Genomic DNA, 25,250 nt, shown 5'->3' with positions numbered 1-25,250 from the left:
GAGCAACGGATGTCGCACGTCTCCCGGCGCCGCGCCATGTGCGCGCTGCCGCTCGCCTGTCTCGCCCTCGCAGAAGTCCAGGCCGTCGCGAAACCGGCGGCCTCGGCCCTCGCGGGGCCGGCGGTGCCGGCCGCAGCGGCCCAGCCCCGTTACGGCCAGACGCCCGGTTCGTACTCCTACTGGACAATCGCCGGCGACACCGTCCTCACCGAGGTCACCTTCCGCAACACGGTGGTGACCACCCCCGGCGACGGCGACGTCTTCTGGTCGAGCCAGTTCAACTTCGACGGGAACCTCTCCTACATCGGCTTCCAGGACAAGCAGCAGAACGACGGCCTGTTCAACTGGTCCACCTGGGCCGACACCGAGCTCCAGTTCGCCGACGGCACCCAGGGCTCGCACTGCTGGAACAGCACCGGCGAGGGCCAGCACCTCCAGTGCGCCAACAGCACCGTCAACCAGGGCCGCCCGGTCACCGGCCACACGTACGCCTTCCAGGTCCGGATCGACCCCGCCACCCACTGGGTGACGGCCACCGTCACCGACGAGACCGCCGGCACCTCCTTCGTCCTCGGCTCGGTCCTGCTCCCCAAGTCGCAGCAGATCAAGCACGACTGGAACAGCTGGGTGGAGTACTTCGACTGGAACAGGCCCGCCTACGCCTGCAACGACAACGCGTACTCCGAGAACCGCTGGGGCCCGATGACCGGCAACGGCGGCACCCTCACCGCCACCAACACCGGTACCTCGACCAGCGGCGCCTGCGACGACATGATCCGCCAGCGGAAGCAGCCCGACGGCACCCTGCTCACCGAACTCGGCCTCGGCCAGTCCGCCCGCTGGCCGCTCCGGTTCGCCAACGGCGCCTGCCTCGACCGCGGCGGCGCCAACGGCGCCATCAGCTACCGCTGCGCCACCACGCCCAACGCCAACCAGCTCTTCGTCTTCGCCCGCGACGGCAGCCTGCACACCGCCCAGGGCAACGAGTGCCTGGCCGCACCCGCGGCCGTCGGCGGCCAGGTGGTGCGCGCCGCCTGCGACGGCTCCGCGGCCCAGCGGTGGAGCTACGACGGTGCCCGCCAGGCCGTGGTCAACCCCGCCGGCTGGGCGCTCACCTCCAGCACCGCGGGGCGCAACAGCGACCCGGTGACCGCGCGGCCCGCCGACGGCAGCCCCGAGCAGACCCTCAGGGCGGTCGTGCGGACGGATGCCTAGCTGTTCTGTCCCGTGAGGTCGGGGGTTACGCGCAGGTGGCGGCTCACGTCGCCGACCAGGGTGAGGCGGACCCGGCGCTCCGCGAACTGCCAACGGCCGCCCCGGAGTTCGAAGCGGTCGTGGTAGCGGCCGGCGGCGATGGGCTGCAAGGGGAAGTCGGCCCGGCCGACTTCCCACTCCGGTGCACCGGCCCGGTTCGGTGCCGTCCGGTGCGGTGGAGTCCCGTCCGGCGCGGTGTGAGGCGCGGCTCGGCCCGAACTACGTCGGATGACGGACGCGGGCGCCCGGAGTCGCCACTAACCTGCCATGACGCAACGTCATGTACCAGGCGGCGATGGGAGAACCGATGAGTGAGCAGGAAAACCGCAAGAACATCGTCCTCGTCCACGGCGGGTTCGTGGACGGCTCCGGATGGCAGGGGGTGTATCAGCGGCTGACCGGGGCCGGGTTCCGGGTGAGCATCGTGCAGAACCCGACGCTGTCGCTGGAGGGCGACGTCGCCGCCGTCCACCACGTCCTCGACGGCCTCGACGGATCGGCCGTCCTGGTCGGCCACTCCTACGGCGGCGCCGTGATCACGGAGGCGGGCAACCACCCGAAGGTGACGGGCCTCGTCTACATCGCCGCGTTCGCCCCCGACAAGAGCGAGTCGGTGGGCAGCCTGATCGCCGACCCGGCGCCCGGCGCCCCGGTGCCGCCGATCCTGCCGCCCAGGGACGGCTTCCTCTTCCTCGACCGGGACGAGTTCGCCGCCTCGTTCGCCGCCGACGTCCCCGCCGAACTGGCCGCCTTCATGGCCGACTCCCAGGTCCCCTGGGGCGTCGACGCCCTCAACGGCGCCGTCTCCCAGCCCGCCTGGCGCACCAAGCCGAGCTGGTACCTGGTGGCGGCCGACGACCGGATGATCCCGCCGCCCGCCCAGCACGCCATGGCCGAACGGGCCGGCGCCCGCACCTCCGCGGTGTCCGGCAGCCACGCCGTCTACGTCTCCCGCCCGGACGCGGTGGCCGACTTCATCCGGCAGGCCGCCGACAGCTGACGGCGCGGCCGCCCGATCCGGACCACCCGACGCGCGGGCGGCGAACGGGCCGTCGGCCGCCCGCGCCCGTCCCTGGTTCCGGCCGAGGCCCAGGCCGAGGCCGAGACCGAGGCCGCTGCCGTTACGGTCGCCGCCGTGGGCGGATCCGGATAATCGCTGGTCAGGTCGTCTGCGGCGGGCTAGCCTCGCTGCTCGTGACTGACTGGTACAAGATCTACTCCGACGCATGTGCGGTGCCCCCGGGCGGCGATCTGGACGAGCTCACCGCAGAACTGGCGGAGTGCCTGCGGGATCCGGACCCGGAGGTGCGCGACGGCTACCCGTACGTCGTGTTGCGGACCTGGATCGAGCGCGACGTCATCGACGGCGACCGCCGGGTCCGCCTGGGCGATGACATGGCGGCCCGCTTCGCCGCCGGTTCGCCGATTCAGGCCCGCACGTTCGCGCCGCTGGTCCTGGACATGATCGTCAGCCGCGGCGACCTCCGCCAGGAATGGCTGGACGCGTTCACCCGCTGGTACCCCGCAGAGAGCGACCTGCGCGGACACGACGCGCAGCTGGGCTGGCTGCACGCCGTGGCGCACGGCGCCGACTTGCTCGGTGCCCTCGGCCGCCACCGCGATGTCGAGCCGGTCGAGATGCTGGACCTCGCGACCGCGCGGCTCCTCGCGCCCACCGACTACCTGTACGCCGAACGGGAGGACGACCGGCTCGCCCGCGCGATCGCGCTGACTCTCACCAACCCGAAGCTCACCGCGGACCAGTCCGTCGCCTGGCTCGACGACATCGGCGCCGACTTCCGGGCCGTGGCCCGGGGCACCACCCCGACATACGTGTCCAACGCGCTGCGCACCCTGCGGATGCTCTACCTCCTCACCGACCTCGGCGTCCCGCCGCAGCCGGGGCAGCCGCCTCGGCAGGTCCCGCATCGCGACGCGGTCAAGCGGCGACTCGTCGAAGTACTGGCGGACGACGCGAAGTCCATCGGCTGACAGCCCGACGCCCCATGCCCCACGTGGCGAGCCGTCCGGGCCTCCTCGCCGTCGCCCGCGGTGCCCTCGTCCCGCTACCGGATCGTCTTCTCGACGATCGCGTGGTCGGGGAAGAGGCCGCTGCGGGCTCCGTTCCAGTTGATGTCGATGCTGAACTCGTTGACGGTGGCGTTGATCGCGGGGGTGTCCGTCGACGGCGCCAGGGCGCCGACGGGCTGGTGCCACCCGTCCCAGGTGTCACCGCCGGTGGAGGAGGTGTTGATCCAGACGTAGCCGTCGGCCCCGATGCAGGCGAGCATCTGTCGGCGCTGGTTGGCGTACTGGGGGTCGCCCGGGGCGACGGTGTAGTCCTGGTACCCCATCCGCGCGGCCGACACCCCGGAGATGCACACGGCCCCGCCCGGCACCTGGCTCGCGGCTCCGGTCGCCCCGGTGGCGGGGTTGCGCCAGATCTGCCAGACGTGGTTGTCGGTCCCGACCAGGTAGATGTGCTCCATCTCGCCGCCCGCCGCCTCGTTCCAGGCCATGATCGGGCTCGGTCGCCGGGTGCCCGTCGTGCCGCTTCCCTGCGGCCCCACGTGCCACTGGCTGTTGGGGAAGCTGATCGCGGTCTGCGAGCGGGTGCCGTCCGGGCGGGTGTGCACGCTGGTGATCCGGTAGAGGCCGTTGACGTCCGCCCAGTCGAAGAGCACCGTGCTGCCCAGGCTCTCCAAGGAGATGCCGCCCCAGGCGGCGGCGTCGCCCTCGATGCGGTGCCACGGTTCCCACTGGTTCGCGGACGGGTTCTGCACGGCGGTCCAGTAGATCTGGTTGTCCACCCCTTGGTGGGCGACCATGACACGGTCCTGCCACTGCACGATGGCGGGGGAGTAGTAGCTCTGGGCCTGGAAGCCGCCCAGCGGCTGCCAGGCACCGTTGTTGAACCGGAACCAGATTCCGTTGTCGAGGCCCCTGGTGACGTCGTAGGTGTTGCCGTTGACCGTCACCGTCTTCATGTAGGACAGGCTGCTGACCCCGACGCCCCGCCAGTCCAGTTCCACCGCCCCGGCGGGGGCCGGGGCGGCCAGGAGCAGGACGCCTCCGGTCAGCGTGGCCGCGATCACGTTCCTGACCCGGCCCGACCCGATCCCGATCCGGCGCAACGCCGTCGTCCGTCGCAGCTGGTGCGCAGTTGTCCGGTGCACTTCGGGCTTCCTTTCGCTGAGGATCCCTCGGCCCCCTCCCCAGGCGAACGTGCCGGGGTGGCCACCGGGGATTCCGCGGACTCGACCTTCTGGCCGTGCAGGAACCGTAGTTGCCGTGCGGTTCCGCAGTGTGCTCTGCGCGCACTCGTCGTTGACGGTCAACGCCGCAGTGGCCGAACCGGCCGCCGACGCGGCGGCTCACCCTGAGTTCGGCGAAGCGGTCGAGGGCGATCGGGCGGGGCTGATCGGCGGGCGGTGGACCGTCGGCAGGCTGTCGGCGGGCTGTTGGCGGGCTGTCGGCAGGCCGTCGGCGGGCTGCTGGCACTGGAGTTGGGGCTGCCGGAAAATTTTTCTTCCGGGACCGATGAGTTCGGGCGGTGGTGGCGGTCATACCTGGGAAAGCAACGACAGCCGACCGGGGAGACCTGAGATGTCCAGCACCGCTACCGCCACTACCACTTCCACCAGCACCACCACCACGGCCGCGAGTTCCAGCAAGGCCGTGATCCGGGTGGTCTGGACGCTGCGGATCCTGCTCGCGCTCTTCTTCGCCTTGGCCAGCGCGCTGCCCAAGCTGCTCGCGATCCCCGCCGCCACGACCGTCTTCGACGCCATGGGTGTGGGCCACTGGTTCATGTACCTGACCGGGCTGGTGGAGCTGGCCGGAGCGGTCGGCCTGCTGGTCCGCCGGCTGGCCGGGCCGGCAGCCACGGCGCTGATCGTCTTCCTGGTGTTCGCGTTCGTCACCCAGCTCACCGCGATGCACGGTGAGAACGCCGGGACCCCGTTCATCTTCATGGTGCCGCTGGCCGTCATCGCCTGGAACCGGCGCGCCGAGACCGCCGAGCTGCTCGGCCGCCGGCGCTGACCGGGTGCTTGCGGGGTCTTGGCCGCACTTTGTGCCGGCCGTCGGCGGGAGGATTTGAATATGATCCGGCCGCTGGCGTCAACGCGCCTGGTGTGTCAGGTAGTTGTGGTACGTTCCGTGGCCTAACCACAAATAGGTGACCCCGGCAGCGCGCCAACGCTCCGGGGTCCGGCAACAGGAGCGATCCTCCCGATGCGTGTCCATCGTAGCGCCCACGTGCGCGATTTCACCGTGCTGCCCAACACCATGCTGCAGTACCGGCGGCTGTCCTACACCGCTCGCGGTCTGCTCGCGGACCTCCTCTCCCGCCCGGACGGCTGGCGCGAGGACGGCCGGCACATGGCCGACACCAGCCCCCAGGGGCGCAGCGCCATCCGCAAGGCGCTCAAGGAACTGACCGAGGCGGGCTTCTACCGGGTCGAGAAGATCCGCATGCCCGACGGCACGATCATCACCGAGACCCACGTCTACGACACCCCGCAGCTCACGGCGCTCACGGTGCTCGCCACGCCGGGTGCCACCCGTCCGGCGCCCGGTGAGGCGACCACCGGCGGCGCTGACGCCCTGGTAAAGAACCCGGCGAAAGAACCCTCCCTCCCCTCCCGGCAGTCCGGAGAGCCCGTCACCACCCCGGGGACGGAAGGGCGGGAGGGGGACTCCGAAGACGACGCGCCGGACGAACAGCTCCGCGAGGCGGTCGCCACCCTGTTCCGGGTCATCCGTCCCGAACCGCGCCTGCGCCTGGGCGAGGCCGAAGCACGTGAACTCGCACCCCTGGTCGCCCAATGGCTCGAACGCGGCAGTACAGTCGCCGACCTCGCCCAAGCCCTGCTGCCGGGCCTGCCCGCCCCGGTGCACTCGGCGGTCGCGGTGCTCCGCTACCGCCTGGAGCGCAAGATGCCGCCCGACCGGGCCGCTGTACGGCCCGCAGCGGCCTGCTACGCCGAGTGCGCCCAGTGCCACGACCCTGTCCCTCAACCCGGCATCTGCCGCGCGTGTGCGGGCCTCGTCAGCCGTCCTGCGGGCGACAGCCGCACGACGGGAATCGCCTCCGCATGAGCAGCGCGGGTCCGGGCCTCGCTCGCTGCCGCCAGAGCCGCCGCATGGGCACCGGCCGCCGTCGCGGCCAGGTGAAACGCCGGCCGGTTCCGGACGGGGTGGAACCGGTATTCGGGCCGTGCGGGCCGGGCACTCGTCGGGCGACTTCTGGGCTGGCATCCGGGTGAAATGGGGCGGAGTCGCCTGGCGCGAATGGAAGCCGGGTTCGACGCTGCCAGAATGCAATTTCCCTGAAGGCCACCTGCACAGGCGGTGCCGCCGGACAGCTGGAGCAGAACATGCGAATCATTCGACCACGCAACAGCCCGGAAGAAGCGGCCGGTGGAGGTGCGGCGCGTTTTCCGTGGACGCTGATGTACCACTCGGTGGCGTCAACGAGTGAGGATCCCTATCTGATTACCGTCGACCCTGCGCGCTTTCGCCGCCAGCTGCGCTGGCTGTCCGCCCGCGGGCTGCGCGGGGTGTCGGTCGGCGCCCTGATGCGCTCGCACCGGGGCGGCAGCGCGGCGGGCATGGTCGGGCTGAGTTTCGACGACGGATACCGCGACTTCGTGGAGGAGGCCATGCCCGCGCTGGCGGAGTACGGCTTCACGGCGACGGTCTACGTGGTGGCCGACCGGCTGGGCGGATACAACGACTGGGACCGGCAGGGCCCGCGCAAGCCGCTGATGACGGCGTGCCAGGTCCACGAGGCCGCCGCCGCCGGGCTGGAGATCGGCTCGCACGGGCTGACGCACCGGCGGCTGGCGGGCCTGGGCGCGCGGGAGCTGGCGGCCCAGGTCGCCGACAGCCGCCGCGTGCTGGAGGACCTCACGGGGCAGGAGGTCGAGGGGTTCTGCTACCCCTACGGTTCGCTCGACGCCGCCGCGGTGGAGGCGGTGGCGCAAGCCGGCTACGGGTACGGGTGCGCGGTCAGCCCCGGGGTCCACAGCGGGGTGTACGCGCTTCCCCGCTGCTACGTCGGTGACCGGGACGGGCCGCTGCACCTGGCGGCGAAGCTGGTGCGCGACCGCTGGCGGCGCTGACGGCCGGCGGCGCCGACGGCCGGCGCTGACGGTCGACGAGGACCTGCCGGAGACGAAAACCTGCCGGGCACCGCGGAGTGCGGTGCCCGGCAGGTCGGCGGGCGGTGGGTGGTGGCGGGAGGTCAGTGGGTGGTGGTGGCGGGTTCCAGATGCAGCCAGGACTCGTGCCACAGCAGGGCGCAGCGGCGGTCGCAGCCGGTGGCGAGCGGTTCGCCGCCGCAGCGCAGGCCGTTGAGGATGAACCAGCGGCCCTTGGTGGGGTGCTGCCACCAGGCGAGGGACCGGTGGCGCAGTTCGGTGGCGCTGTGGCGGGTGTCGGCGTGGAGCTCCATGCCCGGCTGGAAGGGGACGCCGTCCAGTCGCCCGTCGGGGTCGAGGGTGGCGCGGATCTCCGGGAGGCTGCGCACGGTCGCCCAGAGGACGGCGGGCCGGGCGGCGGGGACCGGCGCGGGGGCGGGCTCCAGCCATTCGTCGCGGAACAGCAGGGCGCAGTCCAGTCCGCAGCCCTGGGCCCCGTCGGCGCCGTGGCAGGTGGCGCCGGCCAGGGCGACGGTGCCGGACAGGCGCCGCACCCGGTAGTGGTCGTCGATCATGCGGCGCACGATGCGTTCGACCTGGTAGACGCCGCCGCAGAACGACCACTGGCTGCGGGTGAACCACAGGCCGCGGTGGCGGTCCTTGGCGTCGAGGGTGGCGCGCACCGTGGCCTCGTCCTTCACCCGGACCCAGTCCCCCTCGGTGAAGCGGGAGGGCCGGCCGGGCGTCGGGACGGCGGCGCGGCGCTCACGCATGCCTTCGCGGACGATCCGCGCGCGGCGCACGACACCGAGCGGGGGAAGGTCGCGCAGGGGGAGGCTCTTGTACTGGCACCGGTTCGCAGCGGTTCCACAACGCAGCTCCGTGGTACGGGTGAACCATGATTCCTCGACGGCCATCAGTGAAATCCCATCGGGTCGGAGATATCGGCACAGGCTAGCGCACCGTGACTTTTCCGCGCTGGCCCGCAGGACCCTGTCGACACCATGTCGAGAGAAATAGCACTAGACGCATTAAGAGCCTTCTGGAGTGAAAGATCGGCGTCGCCGAGGAATCCCCGTTCATGCTCGTGTAATGTTTCCCTCGTTGCCGCGGTGGAGTGGCTGAGTGGCGAGGCGACGGCTTGCAGGGCCGTTTAGATGGGTTCGATTCCTATCTCCACCTTTTCTTTTCGGCGATTTCGCCCGTATTCCTGGCCTGGGAATTGTCCGGGTTCGCGCCCTGATTCGTGCTGAGGGTGAAGACCGACCCGGACGGGCGTGACTCCGGGTCAGTTGGTCACGTCGGCGGCTTCCTGGTTCGGCGGCGGGTCAGTCCTCGGCCGGGACCTCGACGGCTGCGCGGATGTCCCGGGCGCGGTCGGCCAGTTCCTGTGGGGAGCTCTCGCCGGCGCTGTCGACGACGATGCCGACCGTGCTGCCGTCCGCCCACACGCAGGTGGTCTCGGACGTGGACGGGTAGGTGAGCACCGCACACTCGAACGCGCCGCCGAGGGGGCCTGTCGGGTAGTCCTGCCGTTCCGTCACCGTGTCGTTGAACACGTCCGAGGCCGCCAGCCGTCCGAAGTACTTGTTCAGTTCCCGCTGGGGCTCCGCGAAGCTCCCGGTCAGTCCGACCAGCAGCAGCGTGGTCTTGGACGATCCGGTCGTGCCGTAACCGCCCACCGTCAGCTCCCGGTACGGGCTCAGCGCCCTGATCCGCTGCTGGTAGCTGGAGCGTGCCGTCTGGACCGAACCGTCGTCCGGCAGATGAACCTGGTCCCCGATCCGGTCTGGCAGCGCGATCCGGTGCCGCGGCGGGGCGCCGGCGCCTGTCACGGCGGCCACCACCAGTGCGGCCAGGAGGCCCACGGCCAGCGTCGCCGCCACTACGGCCTTGAGGGACAGCCTGCGGTACCAGGGCAGCGGGGCCACCGGCTCCAGGGTGTTCGCCCAGATGGCCTGGAGGCCCTGGGGCTTCTCGGCAGGCCGGTCGGTCGTCTGGTCGGTCGTCTGGTCGGTGGTCTGGCCGGTTTTCTGGTCGGTCACGTCGTCTCGTTCGTGGAGTTGGTGGAGCAGGGGTGGTCAGGTCCTGGGGGCCGGGTGGAGCCAGTGCGGTCCTGTGGTCCAGCCCAGGAGGCGGCGGCCGGCGTCCGCGTCCGCGGCGCCGCCGCGGGCGGCCTGGCGCAGGCCGGCCAGGGCGGGGGCGAGACGGGCCGCGACGTGGGCGGGGTGGCGGGCGGCCTCCCCGCGCAGTCCGGCGATGACCCGGGCCTGCGCGGCGGGTTCGCACAGGGAGAGGTGGAACACCAGGTGGCGCCACGCGTACGCCGCGTCCTTGATGGTGGACAGCGGCCGCGGGTTGTCGTGGATCCGGGCCGTCGCGTGGCACACGGTGGTGAAGCTGCGCCAGGCCAGGTCGTCCCAGCCCGGCTCGGGGCTGATGCCGACCCGGGTGACCAGGGTGGCCAGGTTGTGGGTGGTGAGGATCTGGGCCTGCTCGATGATCTTCCCGTTGGATGCGACCGACCATCCTCCGGACACCTCGGCGCGCTGCGCGCACAGCTCGGTGAACCCGGGGGAGGAGCGGGGGCGTCGGCCGCGCGCCGGGGCCTTGCCTGCCTTGTTCGCCTTGCCCGCCTTGTTCGCCTTGTATGCCTCGCCCGCCTCGGCGGTCGCGAGGTCGTGGACGGCCGCGTAGTCGATGGCGTAGTAGCGCTCGTACAGCGTGCCGCTGAGCAGTTCCGCGGCGGCCCGGGCCGCCGCCAGGTACTTCGGGGTGAAGGTGCCCGTGAAGATGTCCGCCGCCAGTTCCTCCACGAACGGTGCGTCGAGCTTGGCCTGCCGGGCGAGCACGCCGAGTTCGCGCACCAGCGGGTTCGGCAGGAGCGTGCCGGGGAACGCCTGCACGGCCAGTTCGCCGAGCTGGTGCAGCGCGGTACGCGCGGGTGCGCGGCCGTCCTCGCCGACGCGGTGTCCGGCCACCGCCCGTACCCAGGGCAGTTCGTCGACCCGCACCTGCCCGGTGAGGTCGCTCAGGAGCAGCGAGCGGCGGTTGCGGAACGCCCGGTAGTTCGCCGCCATCAGGGTGCGCAGTGTCTCGTCCGGGTAGGACTGGGAACTGGTCACGGCGACGAGCTGCGGGACCAGTTCGGCCAGGACCTCGGCCGAGGGCACCATGCCGCGTTCCACGAGCGTGTCGAGCGGGGCGCTGAGCGCGGCCTCGACCACCTGCCGGATCGCTGCGGGCACCGGGGTGCCTGCGGGGAGGCGGGTGTTGCCGGTGTGTGCTTCGTGCGCCGAGACGTCGGCGACCAGCGGGGCCACGTCGGCCACACCCCTCTCCTGGTGCAGCCCGGAGAGGCGGCGCAGCACCAGCTGGGCGAGGTCGTGGTGCGACGGCTGGGCCGCCTGGACGGCCTGGCGGGTGCGCAGTTCGGTGTGCCGGTCGGAGCCCGGCCGGCCGCGCCGGCGCACCATGGATGCCACCGCGTGCCGCAGCAGTCCGAGGCGGCGCGCGTCCAACGGCCGGCCGGCGGCGGTCTCCGCCAGGGCGCCGCGCAGGATGCCGAGGTTCTCCTTCGGGTCGCGGTGCTTGGTGCAGCGGGTGTGGGTCGCGGCGAGTTCGTCGTAGCGGCGGAGCAGCATCGCGCTGCGCTCCAGCCAGGCGCTGTCGGGCGTACGCTCCAGCACCCGGCCGGCCTCGGCGGTCTCCAGCCAGTGGGCCAGCAGTTGGTCGCCGAACGGCTGCCAGACGGTGAGCGCCTCGCGCTGTGCTTCCACGGCGGCGTTCGGCCGCCGGCCCGTGAGGGTGGTGACGGCGTCGCCGACCGTGCGCCGGTGCACCGCCTCGGAGTCCGGCGCGGGCAGCGCGGACGGCCGGGGGGTGAAGCGCAGCCGGCCGGCGAACGGCTCCAGGACGTCGACGAGTTCCAGCGCACCGGCCGCGTCCCCGGCCCGCACGAGCCACGCCACCGTCAGCAGCGCCGCCTCCTCCGGCACGGCGGCCTCGTAGCGGCCGCTGTCGAGGAGGTCGTACAGCCGGGACAGGCCGGGCTCGGTGAGGCAGTACGCGAAGAGCGCCCCGCGCTCGGCCGCCACCCCGGCCAGGGCCGCAGCCTCGCGCTCGTACGGCTGGAGCGGGCCCTCGGCGCTCGCGGCGGAGGTGGCGAAGCCGCCCCGTACGACCTCGGGCGTCACCCAGGCGGGCAGTCCGGTCACCGGGGTGCGCGAGCCGATGGTCAGCCGGCCGTCGGCGATGCCGGCGAGCACGGCGCGCCAGCGGGCGACCCGGGCCTCGGTGCTGCGCCGGGTCTCGGTGCTGCGCCGGGTCTCGGCGTTGGTGGGGGAGTCGGCCGGTGAGGCCAGGAACGCCTGGGCCAGGGCCAGTTGGCGCTGCGGGTAGTGCGCGGATGTCCCGGCCCCGGCGGGGCGCTGCTGGTCAGCGTTGTCGTCCATAGCCGACGTGGCAGGTTCCGCCCCTGCGCCCTCCGGGTCCAGAGCCCGGCGCTCTGCTGCTGAGCTACACGTCGATGGGCGCGAGACTATGCGTCCGGTCGGCGGCCGTGCAACGTACTTTCGCTGCCTCCGCCGGGCTCGCGGCGTAGCCTGGCACTTCGGGTGCCTGATGGGGGGGAGCCGCCGTGTCGATCGAGTTCGTTCGCCGCCTGGACGGTCTGGTGTACCACTTCCGCGCGGACGGCGTGTTCAACGGCAGGCCGTCGTACAAGCGGCTGGACCTGGACGTGTGGTGCCGGTGGCTGCCGGAGCGGGGCTGGTGCACCGTCGGCGCCGACGGGGTCGCCAACTCCGGGCCGCTGGCGGGGCGGACGGACGACCAGGAGCTGTTCCCTCCGCACGGTCCTTGGCGCAGTTGGAAGGCCGGCAAGTCGTACCTCTACGATCTGCGCCGCGTCGACGATCCGGGCGGTAGCGGTACTGATGGCACTGATGGCACTGATGGGACTACTGGCGGTACTGGCGTTACTGCTTGACAGGGTGCGTAATACTGTAACGCGCATCCCAGCAGCTCGGAGCATCACATGCACCCCTTCCTCGACCACCCCGGGCCGCTCGCCTTCGCGCACCGGGGCGGTGACCTCGGCCACCCCGAGAACTCGCTCGCCGCCTTCGCGGCCGCCGTCGCCCTCGGGTACCGCTACCTCGAAACGGACGTGCACGCCACCCGCGACGGCGCGCTGGTGGCCTTTCACGACACCCGCCTCGACCGGGTCACCGACCGCACCGGGGCGGTGGCCGAACTGCCCTGGGACACCGTCAGGCAGGCCCGGATCGGCGGCACCGAGCCCGTGCCGCTGCTGGAGGACCTGCTCGACGCGTTCCCCGGGGCCCGCTTCAACGTCGACGTCAAGGCGGCGGCCGCCGTCGGGCCGCTGGTCGAGACGATCCGCCGGACCGGCGCCTGGGACCGGGTCTGCGTCGGCGGCTTCTCCGACAGCCGCCTCGCCGCCGTCCGCGCCGCCGCGGGCCCCCGGCTGGCCACCTCGCTCGGCCCGCGCGAGGTGGCCCGGCTGCGGCTGCGTTCGCTGGCCGGGCCGCTGCTGCGGGGGCGCGGGGAGCGGGAGCGGTCCGGCGCGCGGTTCGGGGCGCCGTTCGCCGGGGCGCGGTCCGGGGCGCCGTTCGCCGGGGTGTGCGCGCAGGTGCCGGAGCGGCACCGGGGCGTCCGGGTCGTCGACAGGGCCTTCGTACGCGCCGCACACCGCCTCGGCCTCCAGGTTCACGTCTGGACTGTGGACGATCCCACACGGATCAGGGCTCTCCTCGGCCTCGGTGTGGATGGCATCATGGCCGATCGCATAGACGTCCTGCGGGACGTCCTCGGCGAGCGCGGCTGCTGGAGCGACGGCAGCACCGGCTCCAGCACGGTGATGGGAGCCCCATGACGAGCACCACGGACAACCTGCCGGACCGTCTGCCGGACGATCTTCCGGACGGCCCGCCGGAGCGCGCGGCCGCCGCCGCCGACGACAGCGCCCTGCGCCGGATACGGTTCGGCTGGTACATCAACGACTGGGCCAACGCCGCCTTCTCGGCCACCGTCCTGACGGTCTTCCTCGGGCCGTACCTGACCACCGTCGCCAAGAACGCCGCCGACGCGGCCGGCGACGTGCACCCGCTCGGACTGTCGGTGCGCGCCGGGTCGTTCTTCCCGTACACGGTCTCCTTCTCCGTGCTGCTCTCGGTCGCGGCGATGCTGCTGACCGGCACGGTCGCGGACCGCACCGGGCGGCACAAGGAACTGATGTGCGGCTTCGCCTACGTCGGCGCGGTCGCCACGATGGGGATGTTCCTCCTCGACGGCGACCGCTACCTGCTCGGCGGCGCACTGCTGGTGGTCGCCAACATCGCGTACGCGGTGTCGGTCGCGCTCTCCTACGCCTACCTCCCCGGCCTGGCCACCCCCGACGAGCGCGACGCGGTCTCCTCCAAGGGCTGGGCCTACGGCTACGCGGGCGGCGGACTGCTGCTGATCGCCAACCTGGCGCTGTTCCAGGGCCACGACGCGCTCGGCCTGTCCTCCGGTACCGCCGTGCGGATCTGCCTGGCCTCGGCCGGCCTGTGGTGGGCGCTGTTCACGATCGTCCCGATGCTGCGGCTGCCCTCCCGGGCGGGCGCGGCCCCCGACCGTATCGTCGCCGTGCCCGACCGACCCGCCCCTGTGCCGGACCGGCCCGCCGCCGGCAGCCTGCGCGAACTCGCCCGCACCCTGCGCGGGATGCGCCAATACCCGCTCACGCTGCTCTACCTGGGCGCCTTCCTCTGCTACAACGACGGCATCCAGACCGTCGTCTCCCAGGCCTCGCTCTACGGCAGCGAGGAACTCGGCATGGACCAGACCACGTTGGTCGCCGCCGTGCTCCTGGTCCAGATCGTGGCGATCGGCGGCGCGCTGCTCCTCGGCCGGATCGCCCGCCGCTACGGTGCCAAGCGGACCGTCCTCGGATCCCTGGTCGGCTGGGTGGCCACCCTCGCCCTCGGGTACCTGATGCCGGCCCACCAGCCCGTCTGGTTCTTCGCCCTGGCCTGCATGATCGGCTTGGTGCTCGGCGGCAGCCAGGCGCTCTCGCGCTCGCTGTTCTCCCACCTCATCCCGGCGGGCCGGGAAGCCGAGTACTTCAGCGTCTACAAGGTCAGTGACCGCGGCACCAGTTGGATGGGCCCGCTGGTCTTCGGCCTCGCCTACCAGATCACCGGCAGCTACCGTTCGGCGATCATCTCCCTGCTGGTCTTCTTCCTCATCGGCTTCGTCCTCCTGCTGAAGGTCCCCGTCCGCCGCGCCATCGAGGCCGTCGGCAACCCCGTCCCCGAACGGCTCTGACGCCCCGGCCGGGGGTGCCTACGGTCGGCTGCCGCTTTTGCCGCCGTCGGGGGTTTACGAGCTGGGGAAGAGCCGGCCGAGGTGGTAGTGCAGGACCGCCACCGCGTCGTCCGCCGTCCGCTGGCCGAGGAGGACGCTCAGGCCCAGGCCGGCGGAGACCGCCAGGAGGACGACGGCCTCCTGGCGGGCGTCCATGCGCGGATCGGTGTCCCCGGCCTGCCGGGCGGCGGTCAACTGGCCGACCAGGAAGTCCTCCATCTCGTTGGGCGCCGTGAGGAACGACTGGCCGGCGAGCGCGGGGTCGGTGATGGAGAGCACCGCGTACTCGGTGTAGACGAGGTGGAAGGTCCGGCTCTCCTCGTCCGTCGGCACGGACTCCAGCAGGACCGCCTCGACGATGTCGCGCGGTGACGCCGCGGGCCCGGCCGCCCCGGCGCGGTCGCGGACCCGTTCCTGGGTCTTTTCCTGGAGCCGTTCTTGGACCCGCTCCTGGATCCGTTGCTGGACCCGCCCTTGGATCCGTTCGCCCATCCGTGCGGCCAGGCGGGTGAGCGCCGCGAGCAGCAGCTGCTCCTTGGTGTCGAAGTAGTACTGCACGAGCCGCACCGAGACGCCCGCCTCGATCGCGACGGACCGCATGGTGACGGCGTGCAGCCCGGTGTCCGCCGCCGTGCGCAGCAGGGCGTCGATGATGTGGGCCCGCCGCTCCTCGTGATCCACCAGCTTCGGCATCGGGTTCCCTCCAAACGTTTTTATGGTACAAACATACCATCAAGTGCTGCTGTTTCATGCATTCCGAGCACCGGGAGGGACCATGACCAGGACCAGCGTCGGACACTTCGTCAGCGAGAAAGCCCGAACGAAGTTCCTTGAGGCCTACGACCGCGCGATGGAGCTGTGGCCCGGCCCCCGTCGGGAACTCGATGTCGAAACCAGCTACGGCACCGTCCACGTCCACCACTACGGACCCGACGGACCCGACGGACCCGACGGATCCGAAACCGGCGAACCGATCGTGCTGCTGCACGGCCATGCCGGACACCCGTCCAACTGGTACCCGCAGATCGCCGCCCTGGGCGAACACCACCCCGTCTACGCGATCGACACGCTCGACGACCCCGGCCGCAGCGTCCAACGCGTCGTCGCGGCCGGCTCAGAGGAGAACGCGGCCTGGCTCGGCGAGGTCTTCGCCGGCCTCGGACTCGACCGCATCCACCTGGTCGGCCTCTCCTACGGCGGCTGGCTGACCCTCAACCAGGCCATCCACGCACCCGAACGCCTCGCATCGATCGCACCGATGGACCCCGGCGGCATCGAGAAGGTCCCCGCCCGGTTCTACGCCCACATGATCGGCGGCCTGTTCGGCATGCTCGCCCCGCGGCCGCTGCGCCCCGCGCTGGGACGCCTGCTCGCCAACCCCGCACTCAGCTCGCCGCCCGAGATGATCGCCCCCCTGATGCTCGGCATGCGCAGCTACAAGCCGAACACCCGCCCCGCCGCCAGGCCGTTCACCGACGAGGAACTGAGCTCCATCCGCCTGCCCACCCTCGTCCTGCTGGGCAAGCGCAGCGCCCTGCTCCGCCCGCGCCACGTCCTCCAGCGGGTCACCGCGCTGATCCCGGGAGTCCGGGCCGAGATCGTGCAACGAGCCGGCCACGGCCTCAACCTGGAACGCCCCGACCTGGTCAACGAACACCTGCTGCAGTTCATCACCTCCACCCGGCAGGAGACCCGGAGCTGACGGTCGGCCCCCGCCGCCGGGTGCGCGCACCCAGGGCTCGGCCGAGGCCCGAGAAGGGCCCGGCCGGCGACCCCGACCACCACAGCGTCGGACGCTCATACCGGTGATGCCGGAGATGCCGTTGAGACGTCAGGCAGTCCTCAAACGATCCAGGAACTCAGGTACACCCGGCACCCGCCGGTAGGGCTTGAACGCGGGCGCGAGTTCACGTACCAGAATGACGCACCGTTCGGCTCCGATCCGGGTGGCGAGGTCGAGGGACTGGTGGGTGACGGCGAGGGCCTGCTCGACCTCCCGGGCCCGTAGGAGACTGCGGGCCTCGTAGGTGAGGAAGATCCCGCGGGTCTTGTCGCGGGATCGTGGCAGCAGGCTCATGCCCTCGTCGATGCGGGCGTGGGCTTCGCCGGTGCGGCCGAGGTCGAGCATGCACTGGCCGGAGTCGACGGCCAGGTCCGCGGTGCTCATCCACCCGCACCATGCGGGAGCCCGGTCAGGGCTGTCGGTCAGCAGGGCGGTCTCGGCGGCGGCCAGGTCGCGGTGGCAGTCGGCGGCGGAGCCGAGGGCGGCGTGCGCGCGGGCCCGGCGAAGGTGGAGCAGGGACTGCGCGGTGGGGTGCCGAGTGTGGATGAGGGCCTGGCTGAGCGGTTCGATGGCGGCGCCGGGCTGGCTGAGCCAGATCGACTGGTAGGCGAAGTCGGAGAGGATTCCGGCGCCGAGGTCGCGGTCGCGGGAAGCGTGCGCGTTGGCGAGGGCCGCGTTCCAGAGCTTGCCCGCCGCGAAGTGCTGGCCCTGGTCGAACCGGTGCCAGCCGCAGGTGCTCGCCAGGGAGGCGGCCAGTAGGTGCAGTCGCCGGCCGATGGGTTCGGTGTACCGGCCCTGCTCCAGCAGGTCGGTGACCGTCTCCAGCTGGGCATCCATCAGTTTCGCGGTGTGCTGCCGCTGTTCGGTGGGCTGGGCGGTCAGCTTGGCGCTGGTGTCCTCCAGCCAGTCGACCAGTTCGGCGTCGAGCTGCTTGCCGTCCAGTGCGGTGGCGAGCCGGTCGGGTTCGAGCGTGGCCCACTGGGCTGAGAGCCCGGCCAGCGCGAGCGCGCTGAAGGTCATGAAGGTGCGGCGGCGATGGTCCATTGCGGCTCTCAGTGCATCTCGAAGTGCGTGGACGGTGAACGCCGATCCGAGCGGCACCGGCTGCTCCTGGCCGGGCAGCCAGTGCGGCCACTCGAAGGCGTCCAGGTCGCCGATCGAGACGTCGAAGGCTTCGGCGATCAGGAGCTGGGACTCGATGCTCGGCGTCTTGCGCCAGTTCTCCCACTTGCTGACGGCGGCCTTGTCGGTGCCGGAGCGGAGACCCTCGGGCCTGTTCCTGGCGGCGTGGTGGATGCGGGCCGCGAGGTCGGTCTGGGACCAGCCGCGAAGCGCGCGGGCGTACGCGAGGGGGTGCCGGATCTGGTCGTCCACGGGGCCAATCCCATCATCGACGGTGACCGTGAGCCTACTGCCGGCGACAGCGGGACCACCCCGGGACTACGGACAACGTCTGGTTGGTGACTGCGAGTTGAGCTCTACTCGTCATGCATCGACAAGTTCCTTCGCGAAGCGGAAGGAGTCCGCATATGAAACGACGTGCCGCGGTCATCGGCCTCGGACACCAGGCGCTCGAAGACCACCTGCCCGGCCTGCTCGGCTCCAGCAGGGCCGAACTCGTCGCCATCTGCGACAGCAACCCCACCACCCTGCGACAGCGGCAGGAAGCCCTCCAGGTCCCCGGATTCACCCGCACCGGTGAGCTTTTGGACGCCGCGTCCCCGGACTTCGTGGTCGTCGCCGTCCCGCACCACGTCGGCCGGGAGGTTGTCCAGGAGTGTGCCGCCCGCGGCGTCCACGTTCTCAAGGAGAAGCCGTTCGCCACCTCGGTGCGGGAGGCCCGAGAGCTCGCCCAGGTCTGCCGGGCCGGCCAGGTCGAGTTGATGGTCGCCCTCCAGCGGCGCTTCAACCCGATCTACACCAGCGTCGCCGGACTGCTGGACCAGATCGGCACCCCCTTCCTGATCGACGGCCAGTACACCTTCCACACCGACGACCCCGGTGCCGGATGGCGCGGGGACATCCGCCAGGCCGGCGGCGGCTGCATCATCGACATGGGCTACCACCTCATCGACCTGTTGCTGTGGTACTTCGGCCTGCCCAGCCGGATCATCGCCGATTTCTCCACCGCCGCCGTTCCCGGTGGCGGGTACGACGCGGAGGACACCGCCGTCATCCAGCTCGGTTACGACGCCGACCTGTACGGCTCCGTGCTGCTGTCCAGGTGGATGGCCCCGAAGACCGAGCGCCTGTACGTGGTCGGCACCCGCGGCTCGGTGCTGTTGACCAAGGGCCAGGTCCAGCGGTTCGACCTGCACGGCGCGATCGTCGAGGAGCTGACCCGCCCGCACGCGCCCGCTTCGGCCGCGACCGCGCAGATCGACTACTTCTGCCGGGTCCTGGACGGTGAGAGGCCCAACACTTCCGGCGCCGACCAGCACCTGGCGCACGCGGCGTTCATCGCCTCCTGCTACCAGTCCAAGGCAGCGGGGCGCTACATCGACCCGAAGGAGATGCTGTGACCAGCCCTCTCGCCCTGCTCGGCGGCAAGGCCGCCGTCACCGTCGACGGCCCGCACTTCTCCTGGCCGCCGATCGACGACACCACCCGTGCCAAGGTCGGCGCCCAGCTCGACGAGTCGATCTCCATCCCCGGCCGGTCCGGCATCGTCGCCGAGTTGGAGGACGGGCTGCAGGACTACTTCGGCGTCCGGCATGCGGTCACCACCAGCTCCGGCACCGCTGCCCTGCACGCCACCTACTGGGCCGCGAGGATCAAGCCCGGCGACGAGGTCATCGTCCCGGCGTGGACCTTCCACGCCACCGCCTCCCCGCTGTTCCACCTTCGTGCCGTGCCGGTGCTGTGCGAGACCGGTCCGGACGGCAACATCGACCCGAACCGCGTCGAGGAGCTGATCACTCCTCGCACCCGCGCGGTCATGGCCACCCACCTGTGGGGCAAGCCGGCCGACATGACCGAGCTCGTGGCCGTCGCGAACGTCCATGACCTGGCGGTGCTGGAGGACGGGTCCCACGCCCACGGCGCCGGCACCGCCGGGCAGAAGGTCGGCACGTTCGGTCTCGCCTCGGCCTTCTCCCTCAACGGACCCAAGCCGCTGTCCGGCGGTGAGGGCGGGTTCGTTCTCACGGACGACGACGACACCTACCACCGGGTCATCACGTTCGCGCACTACAACAAGCGGGCCAAGACCGAGATCCCGGATGGCCGTCCGCTCGCGCGGTACGCGGTCACCGGGACCGGCCTCAAGCTCCGCATCCACCCCCTCGCCGCCGCCATCGCCCACGACCAGCTCGCCCGCCTCGACGACTACCTCGCCGGCCGGGCGGAGATCGCCCGCCACCTCACCGACCAGCTCGGCCGGATACCCGGCCTGGAGGTCACCGCAATGCCCGACGGAGTGATTCCGTCCTGGTACGGGTTGACGCTCACCTACCGGCCCGAACAGCTCGGCGGCCTGCCGATCGAGCGGTTCCACCAAGCGCTGCTCGCCGAGGGCGCCACCGAGTTCGACCGGCCCGGCTCCACCTGCCCCCTCAACCAGTTGCCGCTGTACCAGCAGCCCAGCACGCTGTTCCCCGGCCACCCGCAGTCCCAGCGCCGGTACAAGGCCGGGGACTTTCCCGTCGCCGAGCGCGCCCACGCGCACATGATCAAGCTTCCGGTCTGGCATCGTGAGCAGGATCTCGAACTGGTCGAGCAGTACGTTCGCGCGGCCATCAAGATCGGCGACCATCACGAGGAGCTGTTGTGACCACCGCCTTCCCCTCTCCCTCTCCCTCCCCGTCTCCTGAGTTCGCGGCCCGGCTCGCGGCCGACGCTGAATCCGCAGGCATCACCGGCTTCGTCGCCGCCGCCGTGATCAACCACGGAGGTCGGGTCCTGCTCGTGCGTCGCAACCCCGGCGACTACCTGGGCGGCCTGTGGGAGGTTCCCTCCGGGACGGTCGAAGAGGGGGAGGGGATTCTGGGCGCCCTGCACCGCGAGACCAGCGAGGAGACTGGTCTGATGATCCATCAGATTATCGGCTACGTCGGCCACTTCGACTACCGGAACAGTCGAGGCGGCACCACTCGCCAGTTCAACTTCGCCGTCACCGTGGAGAAGGCCGAGCCCGTCGTCCTCACCGAGCACGACGCCTACCAGTGGGCCCTACCCGGCGAGTTGCCCGAGGTGAGTGACGCCGTGCGCGAGTTGCTCGCTCGCTGACACGCGCCGCGGAGGTCGCGGAAGGGCTGCCCTCGTCGGGGGCGGCCCTTCTGCTTGCCTCGCGGGCCTGAACAGCGTGTTCGCCGACTCGCCACCCCCGAAACGCGGTGTCGCGTTTCCGCCAGCGCCGGTGTCCCGCTCACGAGAGAGTCGGCGACGGTTCGTGCTCCTGAGCGCGGACCTGCTCGTCTGGCACTTCGCGAAAGGCACAGCGCATGCACGTCGTCCCTGGGCTCAAGGTCCTGTACTTCGGAACTCCGGTGGTGCTGATCAGCTCACTCAACGATGACGGCACGGCGAACCTCGCGCCGATGTCCTCGGTGTGGTGGCTGGGCCAGTCCTGCATGCTCGGTCTCGGCAACAACGGTCAGACCACCGCGAACCTGCTGCGAGAAGGCGAGTGCGTGCTCAACCTGCCCTCGTCGGCGATGGTCGATGCCGTCGACCGGATCGCGCTCACCACCGGGAAGCCGACCGTGGCGGACTACAAGGTGAAGCAGGGCTACCGGTACGAGCCGGACAAGTTCTCGGTCGCGCAGCTGACCGAACAGGCGTCGGACCTGGTCAGGGCCCCCAGGGTCGCGGAATGCCCGGTCCAGCTGGAGTGCAAGGTCGTCTCGGCCCACCCCTTCGGCGGTCCCGAGCCGCACGCCACCGCCTTCGAGGTCGAGGTCCTTCGCGCCCATGTCGAGGAGGACCTCGTCATCCCCGGGACGCACTACGTGGACCCGCTCGGCTGGGACCCGCTGATCATGAAGTTCTGCGAGTTCTTCGGCGGGGGAGACAACGTTCACCCGTCGAGGCTCGCCGAGGGCTGGAACATGCCGCACCAGCTCCAGTCGGCGACCGTCTGAACTGCTCTTTTGTTCGTCCTCCTACCAGAGGGTGGCCGGCCCCGAGAGGACCCAGCCGGCGTCGGTGGGCTTGACCCAGAAGCTCAATGACACCTCGATGATCTGCGCGCGGTAGGTGATCTCGACGTAGAAACCGGTGCCTTCGTGGCCCCAGTGGAAGTCCGCGAGATCGAGTTCGCGGAGCCAGGACAAGTCCTGGTCCCACCCGTCGGCAGCAGGGCTGCCGTTTGTCTCGTCCTTGTCCTCGCCCTCGTCGGCGTCCTCGTCGGCGTGCGCCTCGACCGAGCCGGCCCATAGTGACTTGAGCACATGCCGGACCGAGGCGTGATCGACGAGTTCCACGGCCTCGGGGATCCGCTCGGTTCGGAGCAGACTGAAGTAGCGACAGACGACTGCTTCGACGTCGGCTTTGGCAGGGCGCTCCGTCCAGATCTTCACCGTGGGATCTTAAAGGAGCGTCGGACGGATCTCGCCCTCTGCACGGGAAGTCGGCCGGTCCGACTTCCCGTGCTGCGAAAGCCCCATGCGCCGCCCGCGCTCCCCCGCGTCGCTTCAGCGCGCCGGCCCGATCCCCTCCGGGAGGGCGGCCACCACAAGGGCGACGGCTTCCTCCGGCGTCTCGGTGCGCGCGAGCAGCTCGCCGTCGTTCCATACCCCGTACAGCCCCTCGTCGTACGGGCAGATGACGTACCCGATCCCGGCCTTCCTCCTCCAGAACTCCTCGACACTGGTGGAGAACCAGAAGTTGAAGTGGCTGTTGACCGGCATCAGCTGCCGGAGCACCGGCTGGGCGTACGCCGCCGCCAGCAGCGCGTGGGCGCGCGGATGCCGCTTGTACGGCGGGTTGTGGACGCGGTCGAGCTTGACGAGCCACGTCAACTCGACGGCACCGAACGGCTCCCGCTCGTGGGCGAGGGCCCAGGGCCTGAACCGGACGAACGAGGCGCGCGCCCGGGTCTCCTCAAGCCCCGCGCCGCCCGTCCACGCCGCCGTCGCCCTGACCACCTTCGCCAGGTCCGAGGTCCACCCACAGGCCAGGGGCGTGCCGTTGAGGTGGAGGATCACCTGGCAGGTCCGCCGCCGCCCGCCAGGCGGATACACCATCACGCGCCGGCCGCTCCCCGCGTCGACGTACTCCGCGAGGCGACGCCACTGCCCGTCCAACTCGGGCAGGGCGAGCCCGAGTTCCTCGGCCGTACGCCCCAGCGCAGCCTGGAGGGCCCCGTCATCGTCCCAGCCACCCTCGCCAAGCCCTGTCCCGGAGTTCATCACCCCAGTCTGCCCGTATCGATACCGCCTGGTGGCCGTTTCTTTCTGATCATCGGATCGTGAGTCTGGTCGTGCCGTCGACGGACGCACAGTGGGTGCGGAGAGGGCTGTTGTGCCGGAGCAAGCTCACTTCAGGGGGATGGGACGGCCTCGTCCGTGTCGCCATTTGTTCTTGCTGGCCATATGAAAAGCCTGGCAGTTCATCAGATACTCGCGGTGGCTTCCCTGAACGAGGCCGTCGAGAGTCTGAATTTGGTTCTGACCAGGGGCCGGCTCGGGGCGGAGATCGGCCTCCACAAGTCAAGGGGTCGTTCAGCTGGGCCATCGACATGCCGGACGCCAGCTACCGGCCGACACTTGTTGGTGTGACATCGCGATCAGCCGATATGCCCGAACCGCAGGCCCTCTACGCGCGCGTCGTGGTGCGACGTTTCACGGCTGGCGATTCGGTGGATGACCTGACCTGTCTGCTTCATCGCGCTTATGCCGGGCATGCCGAGGCAGGTCGGGTTTTCTTCGCGTCGTACCAGTTCGTACGGGAGCCGGCTACTGAGGTTTTCGTTTGGTTGTCGGGTGGTGACAGGTAGTGATCCCTGCGGTATGCCGGAGGTATGCGGTACGCGCAGGGTGGGGGCCTGACCGCTGAGCGGCGGGCGTTTCGTGAACAGGTTCGGTTCGAGGCCGCTGCCCGGTTTGAGGCAGACGAGAGGACCTTCGTCATCGCGCCCATCGGCAACGAGCACGCGCCGGACGGGAGTCCGGAGCTCCTGGCGTTCGAGGAGAACCTGGAGATCTACGAGAACGTGATCCTGCCCGCCTGCGCCAGGCACGGCATCGTCCCGGTCCGAGCGGACGGGATTGCCGACTCGGGCGAGATCACTGAGCAGATCTGCCGTCACGTGCTGCAGGACGACATCGTGATTGCCGACCTCACCGGGGGCAATGCCAATGTGACTTATGAGCTCGGGATCAGGCACCTGACCGGCAAGCCCGTCATCCACATCGGCGAGCACGGGCAGCTGCCGTTCGACCTCTCGCTAATCCGGACGATTATGTTCAAGCGCAGTCGGAGCGGGCTGGTCAGGGCGCGGCGGGACCTGGAGATCGCGCTAGAGGGTGCCCTGCACAACGGGTTCGAGCCGCTGACCGCGGCCCGGATCCTGTTCGGGCTGCCGGCGGCGCCGGTGTCGGCTGTGGTCGAGGCGGAGCCGGACGACCCGGAGGCCCCCGGGCTGTTCGACCGGTTCGCGCGGGTGGAGGAGCAGATGGAGGCGATGGTCGTGACCTCGGAGGCGATTGCCGGGTTCATGGCGGCGATCACCGAATCCGTCCTGCAGATCGGTCCCCTGATGGAGCGGGCCTCCCAGCCCGGGGCACCGATGAGCGCGTGGCTGCCGGCGATGACCGAACTGGGGAAGGTGATGGCCGAGCCGGCCTCCGCTCTCCGGGAGGTGTGTACCCGTTTCGCCGGGCAGATGGTGGAGATGGATGCGGCGGTCCAGACGGCGTTCGACGTCATAGCGGCGATGCCGCCCGAGCAGCGCACCGGTTCGCCGACCGGTTTCCTGGAGCAGATGGTCAGCATCGCCGAGTCCACCCACGAGGTGCTCGGCGTGCTCGGCGAGGTCGAGGTTGGCATGCGGTGGGTGGCGAAGATGAGCCGAGAGCTGCGGGTGCCCGGCCGGGACATCTCGGCCGCGGTCAAGCAGGTCAGTGGCGCGATGACCCGGATCGCGGACTGGGAGCGCCGGGCCCGCGCACTGATCTGACCGCGCGGCGGGTGACCCCTGCGACGGCTGCCGGGGCCACCCGCCGGGGCTTCCCGCGCCGCACACCCGTCGGCCGGGTGAGCCGGCGCTCGGCTCACCCGTGGAAGCCCTCGCCCGCCCGGGTCGCTGCCGCCATCCGGATGAACAGGGCGGCGCAGGGCTCCAGGTGATTCAGAAGTTCGGGGGCCGCACCACGCGGAAGTCGGTCTGGAGGGCGCCGAGCATCATCGCTGGCCAGTCCAGCGAGTCGGTCGAGAGCAACAACCGGCAGCTGTCGGCGTCCACCTGCTCCACCGTGGCCCAGTGGCTGAACCGGGCGTGTACGGTCTCGGCGGGCACCGCCACCGAAATCGCAGAGGGCCCGGTCCGGTGAACCGGTCCGGGCCTTCGTCTGCCCAGCTGGTAGGGGCCGAGCTGGTCGCGGGCGAGGGCGTTGATGTAGTAGTTGTTTCGCGGGTCGGCGCTTCCGGTGGGCCTTGGTCCGAGAGGGGCGGGCCTCAGCACCTGCTGGCTGAGGTGACCGCACTCGAAGAGCCGTGCGATGTCGGAGAACTGAAGGACACCCAGGGTGGGT

25 protein-coding genes and 2 tRNA genes are annotated in these 25,250 nt (G+C 70.9%); 16 read left to right on the top strand and 11 right to left on the bottom strand.

The features are described 5' to 3' along the window. Positions 1 to 9 precede the first annotated feature (9 nt). On the top strand, positions 10 to 1,215 hold the full coding sequence (locus tag ACFWPI_RS12440) for a ricin-type beta-trefoil lectin domain protein (RefSeq protein ID WP_380374019.1): 1,206 nt from the start codon (positions 10 to 12) through the stop codon (positions 1,213 to 1,215). Here ACFWPI_RS12440 and ACFWPI_RS12435 read toward each other — a convergent pair. Then, on the bottom strand, positions 1,212 to 1,364 hold the full coding sequence (locus tag ACFWPI_RS12435; protein WP_380374022.1) for a hypothetical protein: 153 nt from the start codon (positions 1,362 to 1,364) through the stop codon (positions 1,212 to 1,214). The genes ACFWPI_RS12440 and ACFWPI_RS12435 overlap by 4 nt on opposite strands. A 197-nt stretch (positions 1,365 to 1,561) precedes the next feature. On the opposite strand from ACFWPI_RS12435, the gene ACFWPI_RS12430 reads away from it, so the two are divergent. Next, on the top strand, positions 1,562 to 2,254 hold the full coding sequence (locus tag ACFWPI_RS12430; protein WP_380374024.1) for an alpha/beta fold hydrolase: 693 nt from the start codon (positions 1,562 to 1,564) through the stop codon (positions 2,252 to 2,254). Positions 2,255 to 2,448: 194 nt separating this feature from the next. Beyond that, positions 2,449 to 3,246, top strand: coding sequence for a DUF2785 domain-containing protein (locus ACFWPI_RS12425; RefSeq protein WP_380374026.1), 798 nt, complete (start codon positions 2,449 to 2,451; stop codon positions 3,244 to 3,246). A 74-nt stretch (positions 3,247 to 3,320) separates the two neighbouring features. On the opposite strand, the gene ACFWPI_RS12420 is transcribed toward ACFWPI_RS12425, so the two are convergent. Next, positions 3,321 to 4,430 (bottom strand): hypothetical protein, encoded by a 1,110-nt coding sequence (locus tag ACFWPI_RS12420; protein ID WP_380374029.1) that lies wholly within the window; start codon positions 4,428 to 4,430, stop codon positions 3,321 to 3,323. A 430-nt stretch (positions 4,431 to 4,860) separates the two neighbouring features. On the opposite strand from ACFWPI_RS12420, the gene ACFWPI_RS12415 reads away from it, so the two are divergent. From ACFWPI_RS12415 to ACFWPI_RS12405, 3 genes are all read left to right on the top strand, one after another. After that, positions 4,861 to 5,298, top strand: a complete 438-nt coding sequence (locus tag ACFWPI_RS12415; RefSeq protein ID WP_380374031.1) for a DoxX family protein — start codon at positions 4,861 to 4,863, stop codon at positions 5,296 to 5,298. A 192-nt stretch (positions 5,299 to 5,490) separates the two neighbouring features. Beyond that, on the top strand, positions 5,491 to 6,357 hold the full coding sequence (locus tag ACFWPI_RS12410) for a hypothetical protein (RefSeq protein WP_380374034.1): 867 nt from the start codon (positions 5,491 to 5,493) through the stop codon (positions 6,355 to 6,357). A 365-nt stretch (positions 6,358 to 6,722) separates the two neighbouring features. Then, positions 6,723 to 7,382 (top strand): polysaccharide deacetylase family protein, encoded by a 660-nt coding sequence (locus tag ACFWPI_RS12405; protein WP_208869253.1) that lies wholly within the window; start codon positions 6,723 to 6,725, stop codon positions 7,380 to 7,382. A gap of 122 nt (positions 7,383 to 7,504) precedes the next feature. Here ACFWPI_RS12405 and ACFWPI_RS12400 read toward each other — a convergent pair whose 3' ends face one another. After that, the gene (locus ACFWPI_RS12400) at positions 7,505 to 8,173 is read right to left on the bottom strand and encodes a hypothetical protein (RefSeq protein WP_380424762.1); all 669 of its coding nucleotides are present in this window, start codon (positions 8,171 to 8,173) and stop codon (positions 7,505 to 7,507) included. Between the two features lie 338 nt (positions 8,174 to 8,511). Here ACFWPI_RS12400 and ACFWPI_RS12395 point away from each other — a divergent pair. Continuing rightward, positions 8,512 to 8,582 (top strand) — tRNA-Cys (locus ACFWPI_RS12395). 146 nt (positions 8,583 to 8,728) lie between these two features. Here ACFWPI_RS12395 and ACFWPI_RS12390 read toward each other — a convergent pair. The 3 genes from ACFWPI_RS12390 to ACFWPI_RS12380 form a co-directional block, all read right to left on the bottom strand. Continuing rightward, positions 8,729 to 9,445 (bottom strand): hypothetical protein, encoded by a 717-nt coding sequence (locus ACFWPI_RS12390; protein WP_380374040.1) that lies wholly within the window; start codon positions 9,443 to 9,445, stop codon positions 8,729 to 8,731. Positions 9,446 to 9,481: 36 nt separating this feature from the next. Then, on the bottom strand, positions 9,482 to 11,854 hold the full coding sequence (locus ACFWPI_RS12385) for a hypothetical protein (RefSeq protein ID WP_380374043.1): 2,373 nt from the start codon (positions 11,852 to 11,854) through the stop codon (positions 9,482 to 9,484). A 2-nt stretch (positions 11,855 to 11,856) separates the two neighbouring features. Then, positions 11,857 to 11,928, bottom strand: a tRNA-Gln gene (locus tag ACFWPI_RS12380). A gap of 111 nt (positions 11,929 to 12,039) precedes the next feature. Between ACFWPI_RS12380 and ACFWPI_RS12375 the strand changes: the two genes are divergently transcribed. From ACFWPI_RS12375 to ACFWPI_RS12365, 3 genes are read left to right on the top strand one after another with little or no spacing between them, the layout of a single operon-like run. Beyond that, positions 12,040 to 12,390: a hypothetical protein gene (locus ACFWPI_RS12375; RefSeq protein WP_380374045.1), complete on the top strand. Its 351-nt coding sequence runs from the start codon at positions 12,040 to 12,042 to the stop codon at positions 12,388 to 12,390. Positions 12,391 to 12,438: 48 nt separating this feature from the next. After that, the gene (locus ACFWPI_RS12370) at positions 12,439 to 13,299 is read left to right on the top strand and encodes a glycerophosphodiester phosphodiesterase (protein WP_380374048.1); all 861 of its coding nucleotides are present in this window, start codon (positions 12,439 to 12,441) and stop codon (positions 13,297 to 13,299) included. Next, positions 13,296 to 14,735 carry an MFS transporter gene (locus ACFWPI_RS12365; protein ID WP_380374051.1) on the top strand — a complete coding sequence of 480 codons (1,440 nt, stop codon included), beginning with the start codon at positions 13,296 to 13,298 and terminating at the stop codon, positions 14,733 to 14,735. Before ACFWPI_RS12370 ends, ACFWPI_RS12365 begins: the two co-directional genes overlap by 4 nt. A gap of 54 nt (positions 14,736 to 14,789) precedes the next feature. Here ACFWPI_RS12365 and ACFWPI_RS12360 read toward each other — a convergent pair whose 3' ends face one another. Beyond that, on the bottom strand, positions 14,790 to 15,467 hold the full coding sequence (locus ACFWPI_RS12360) for a TetR/AcrR family transcriptional regulator (protein WP_380374054.1): 678 nt from the start codon (positions 15,465 to 15,467) through the stop codon (positions 14,790 to 14,792). An 82-nt stretch (positions 15,468 to 15,549) separates the two neighbouring features. Between ACFWPI_RS12360 and ACFWPI_RS12355 the strand changes: the two genes are divergently transcribed. After that, positions 15,550 to 16,476, top strand: coding sequence for an alpha/beta fold hydrolase (locus tag ACFWPI_RS12355; protein ID WP_380374056.1), 927 nt, complete (start codon positions 15,550 to 15,552; stop codon positions 16,474 to 16,476). Positions 16,477 to 16,605: 129 nt separating this feature from the next. Here the strand turns inward: ACFWPI_RS12355 and ACFWPI_RS12350 are convergent, their stop codons facing one another. Then, positions 16,606 to 17,931 (bottom strand): helix-turn-helix transcriptional regulator, encoded by a 1,326-nt coding sequence (locus ACFWPI_RS12350; RefSeq protein WP_380374059.1) that lies wholly within the window; start codon positions 17,929 to 17,931, stop codon positions 16,606 to 16,608. A 155-nt stretch (positions 17,932 to 18,086) separates the two neighbouring features. Between ACFWPI_RS12350 and ACFWPI_RS12345 the strand changes: the two genes are divergently transcribed. The 4 genes from ACFWPI_RS12345 (at position 18,087) to ACFWPI_RS12330 (ending at position 21,638) form a co-directional block, all read left to right on the top strand. Beyond that, positions 18,087 to 19,079 (top strand): Gfo/Idh/MocA family protein, encoded by a 993-nt coding sequence (locus ACFWPI_RS12345; protein WP_380374061.1) that lies wholly within the window; start codon positions 18,087 to 18,089, stop codon positions 19,077 to 19,079. Further along, positions 19,076 to 20,329: a DegT/DnrJ/EryC1/StrS family aminotransferase gene (locus ACFWPI_RS12340; RefSeq protein WP_380374063.1), complete on the top strand. Its 1,254-nt coding sequence runs from the start codon at positions 19,076 to 19,078 to the stop codon at positions 20,327 to 20,329. Before ACFWPI_RS12345 ends, ACFWPI_RS12340 begins: the two co-directional genes overlap by 4 nt. Beyond that, complete coding sequence (locus ACFWPI_RS12335) at positions 20,326 to 20,784, top strand: NUDIX hydrolase (RefSeq protein ID WP_380374066.1); 459 nt, start codon at positions 20,326 to 20,328, stop codon at positions 20,782 to 20,784. The genes ACFWPI_RS12340 and ACFWPI_RS12335 overlap by 4 nt, the downstream gene beginning before the upstream one ends. A gap of 215 nt (positions 20,785 to 20,999) precedes the next feature. Continuing rightward, complete coding sequence (locus tag ACFWPI_RS12330) at positions 21,000 to 21,638, top strand: flavin reductase family protein (protein ID WP_380374069.1); 639 nt, start codon at positions 21,000 to 21,002, stop codon at positions 21,636 to 21,638. A gap of 21 nt (positions 21,639 to 21,659) precedes the next feature. Here ACFWPI_RS12330 and ACFWPI_RS12325 read toward each other — a convergent pair whose 3' ends face one another. Together ACFWPI_RS12325 and ACFWPI_RS12320 are read right to left on the bottom strand one after the other, a co-directional pair. Beyond that, the gene (locus tag ACFWPI_RS12325; protein ID WP_380374071.1) at positions 21,660 to 22,076 is read right to left on the bottom strand and encodes a hypothetical protein; all 417 of its coding nucleotides are present in this window, start codon (positions 22,074 to 22,076) and stop codon (positions 21,660 to 21,662) included. Between the two features lie 114 nt (positions 22,077 to 22,190). Next, positions 22,191 to 22,907, bottom strand: coding sequence for a DUF6193 family natural product biosynthesis protein (locus ACFWPI_RS12320; RefSeq protein ID WP_380374074.1), 717 nt, complete (start codon positions 22,905 to 22,907; stop codon positions 22,191 to 22,193). A 611-nt stretch (positions 22,908 to 23,518) separates the two neighbouring features. Between ACFWPI_RS12320 and ACFWPI_RS12315 the strand changes: the two genes are divergently transcribed. Then, the gene (locus tag ACFWPI_RS12315; RefSeq protein WP_380374077.1) at positions 23,519 to 24,676 is read left to right on the top strand and encodes a hypothetical protein; all 1,158 of its coding nucleotides are present in this window, start codon (positions 23,519 to 23,521) and stop codon (positions 24,674 to 24,676) included. 171 nt (positions 24,677 to 24,847) lie between these two features. Here ACFWPI_RS12315 and ACFWPI_RS12310 read toward each other — a convergent pair whose 3' ends face one another. Further along, positions 24,848 to 25,015, bottom strand: coding sequence for a hypothetical protein (locus tag ACFWPI_RS12310; protein WP_380374080.1), 168 nt, complete (start codon positions 25,013 to 25,015; stop codon positions 24,848 to 24,850). Positions 25,016 to 25,250 lie beyond the last annotated feature (235 nt).

Source organism: Kitasatospora sp. NPDC058492, assembly GCF_042720685.1.
Lineage (GTDB): Bacteria > Actinomycetota > Actinomycetes > Streptomycetales > Streptomycetaceae > Kitasatospora.
The sequence above is the reverse complement of the archived record's forward strand: the minus strand, read 5'-3'. Positions and strand labels throughout refer to the sequence as shown.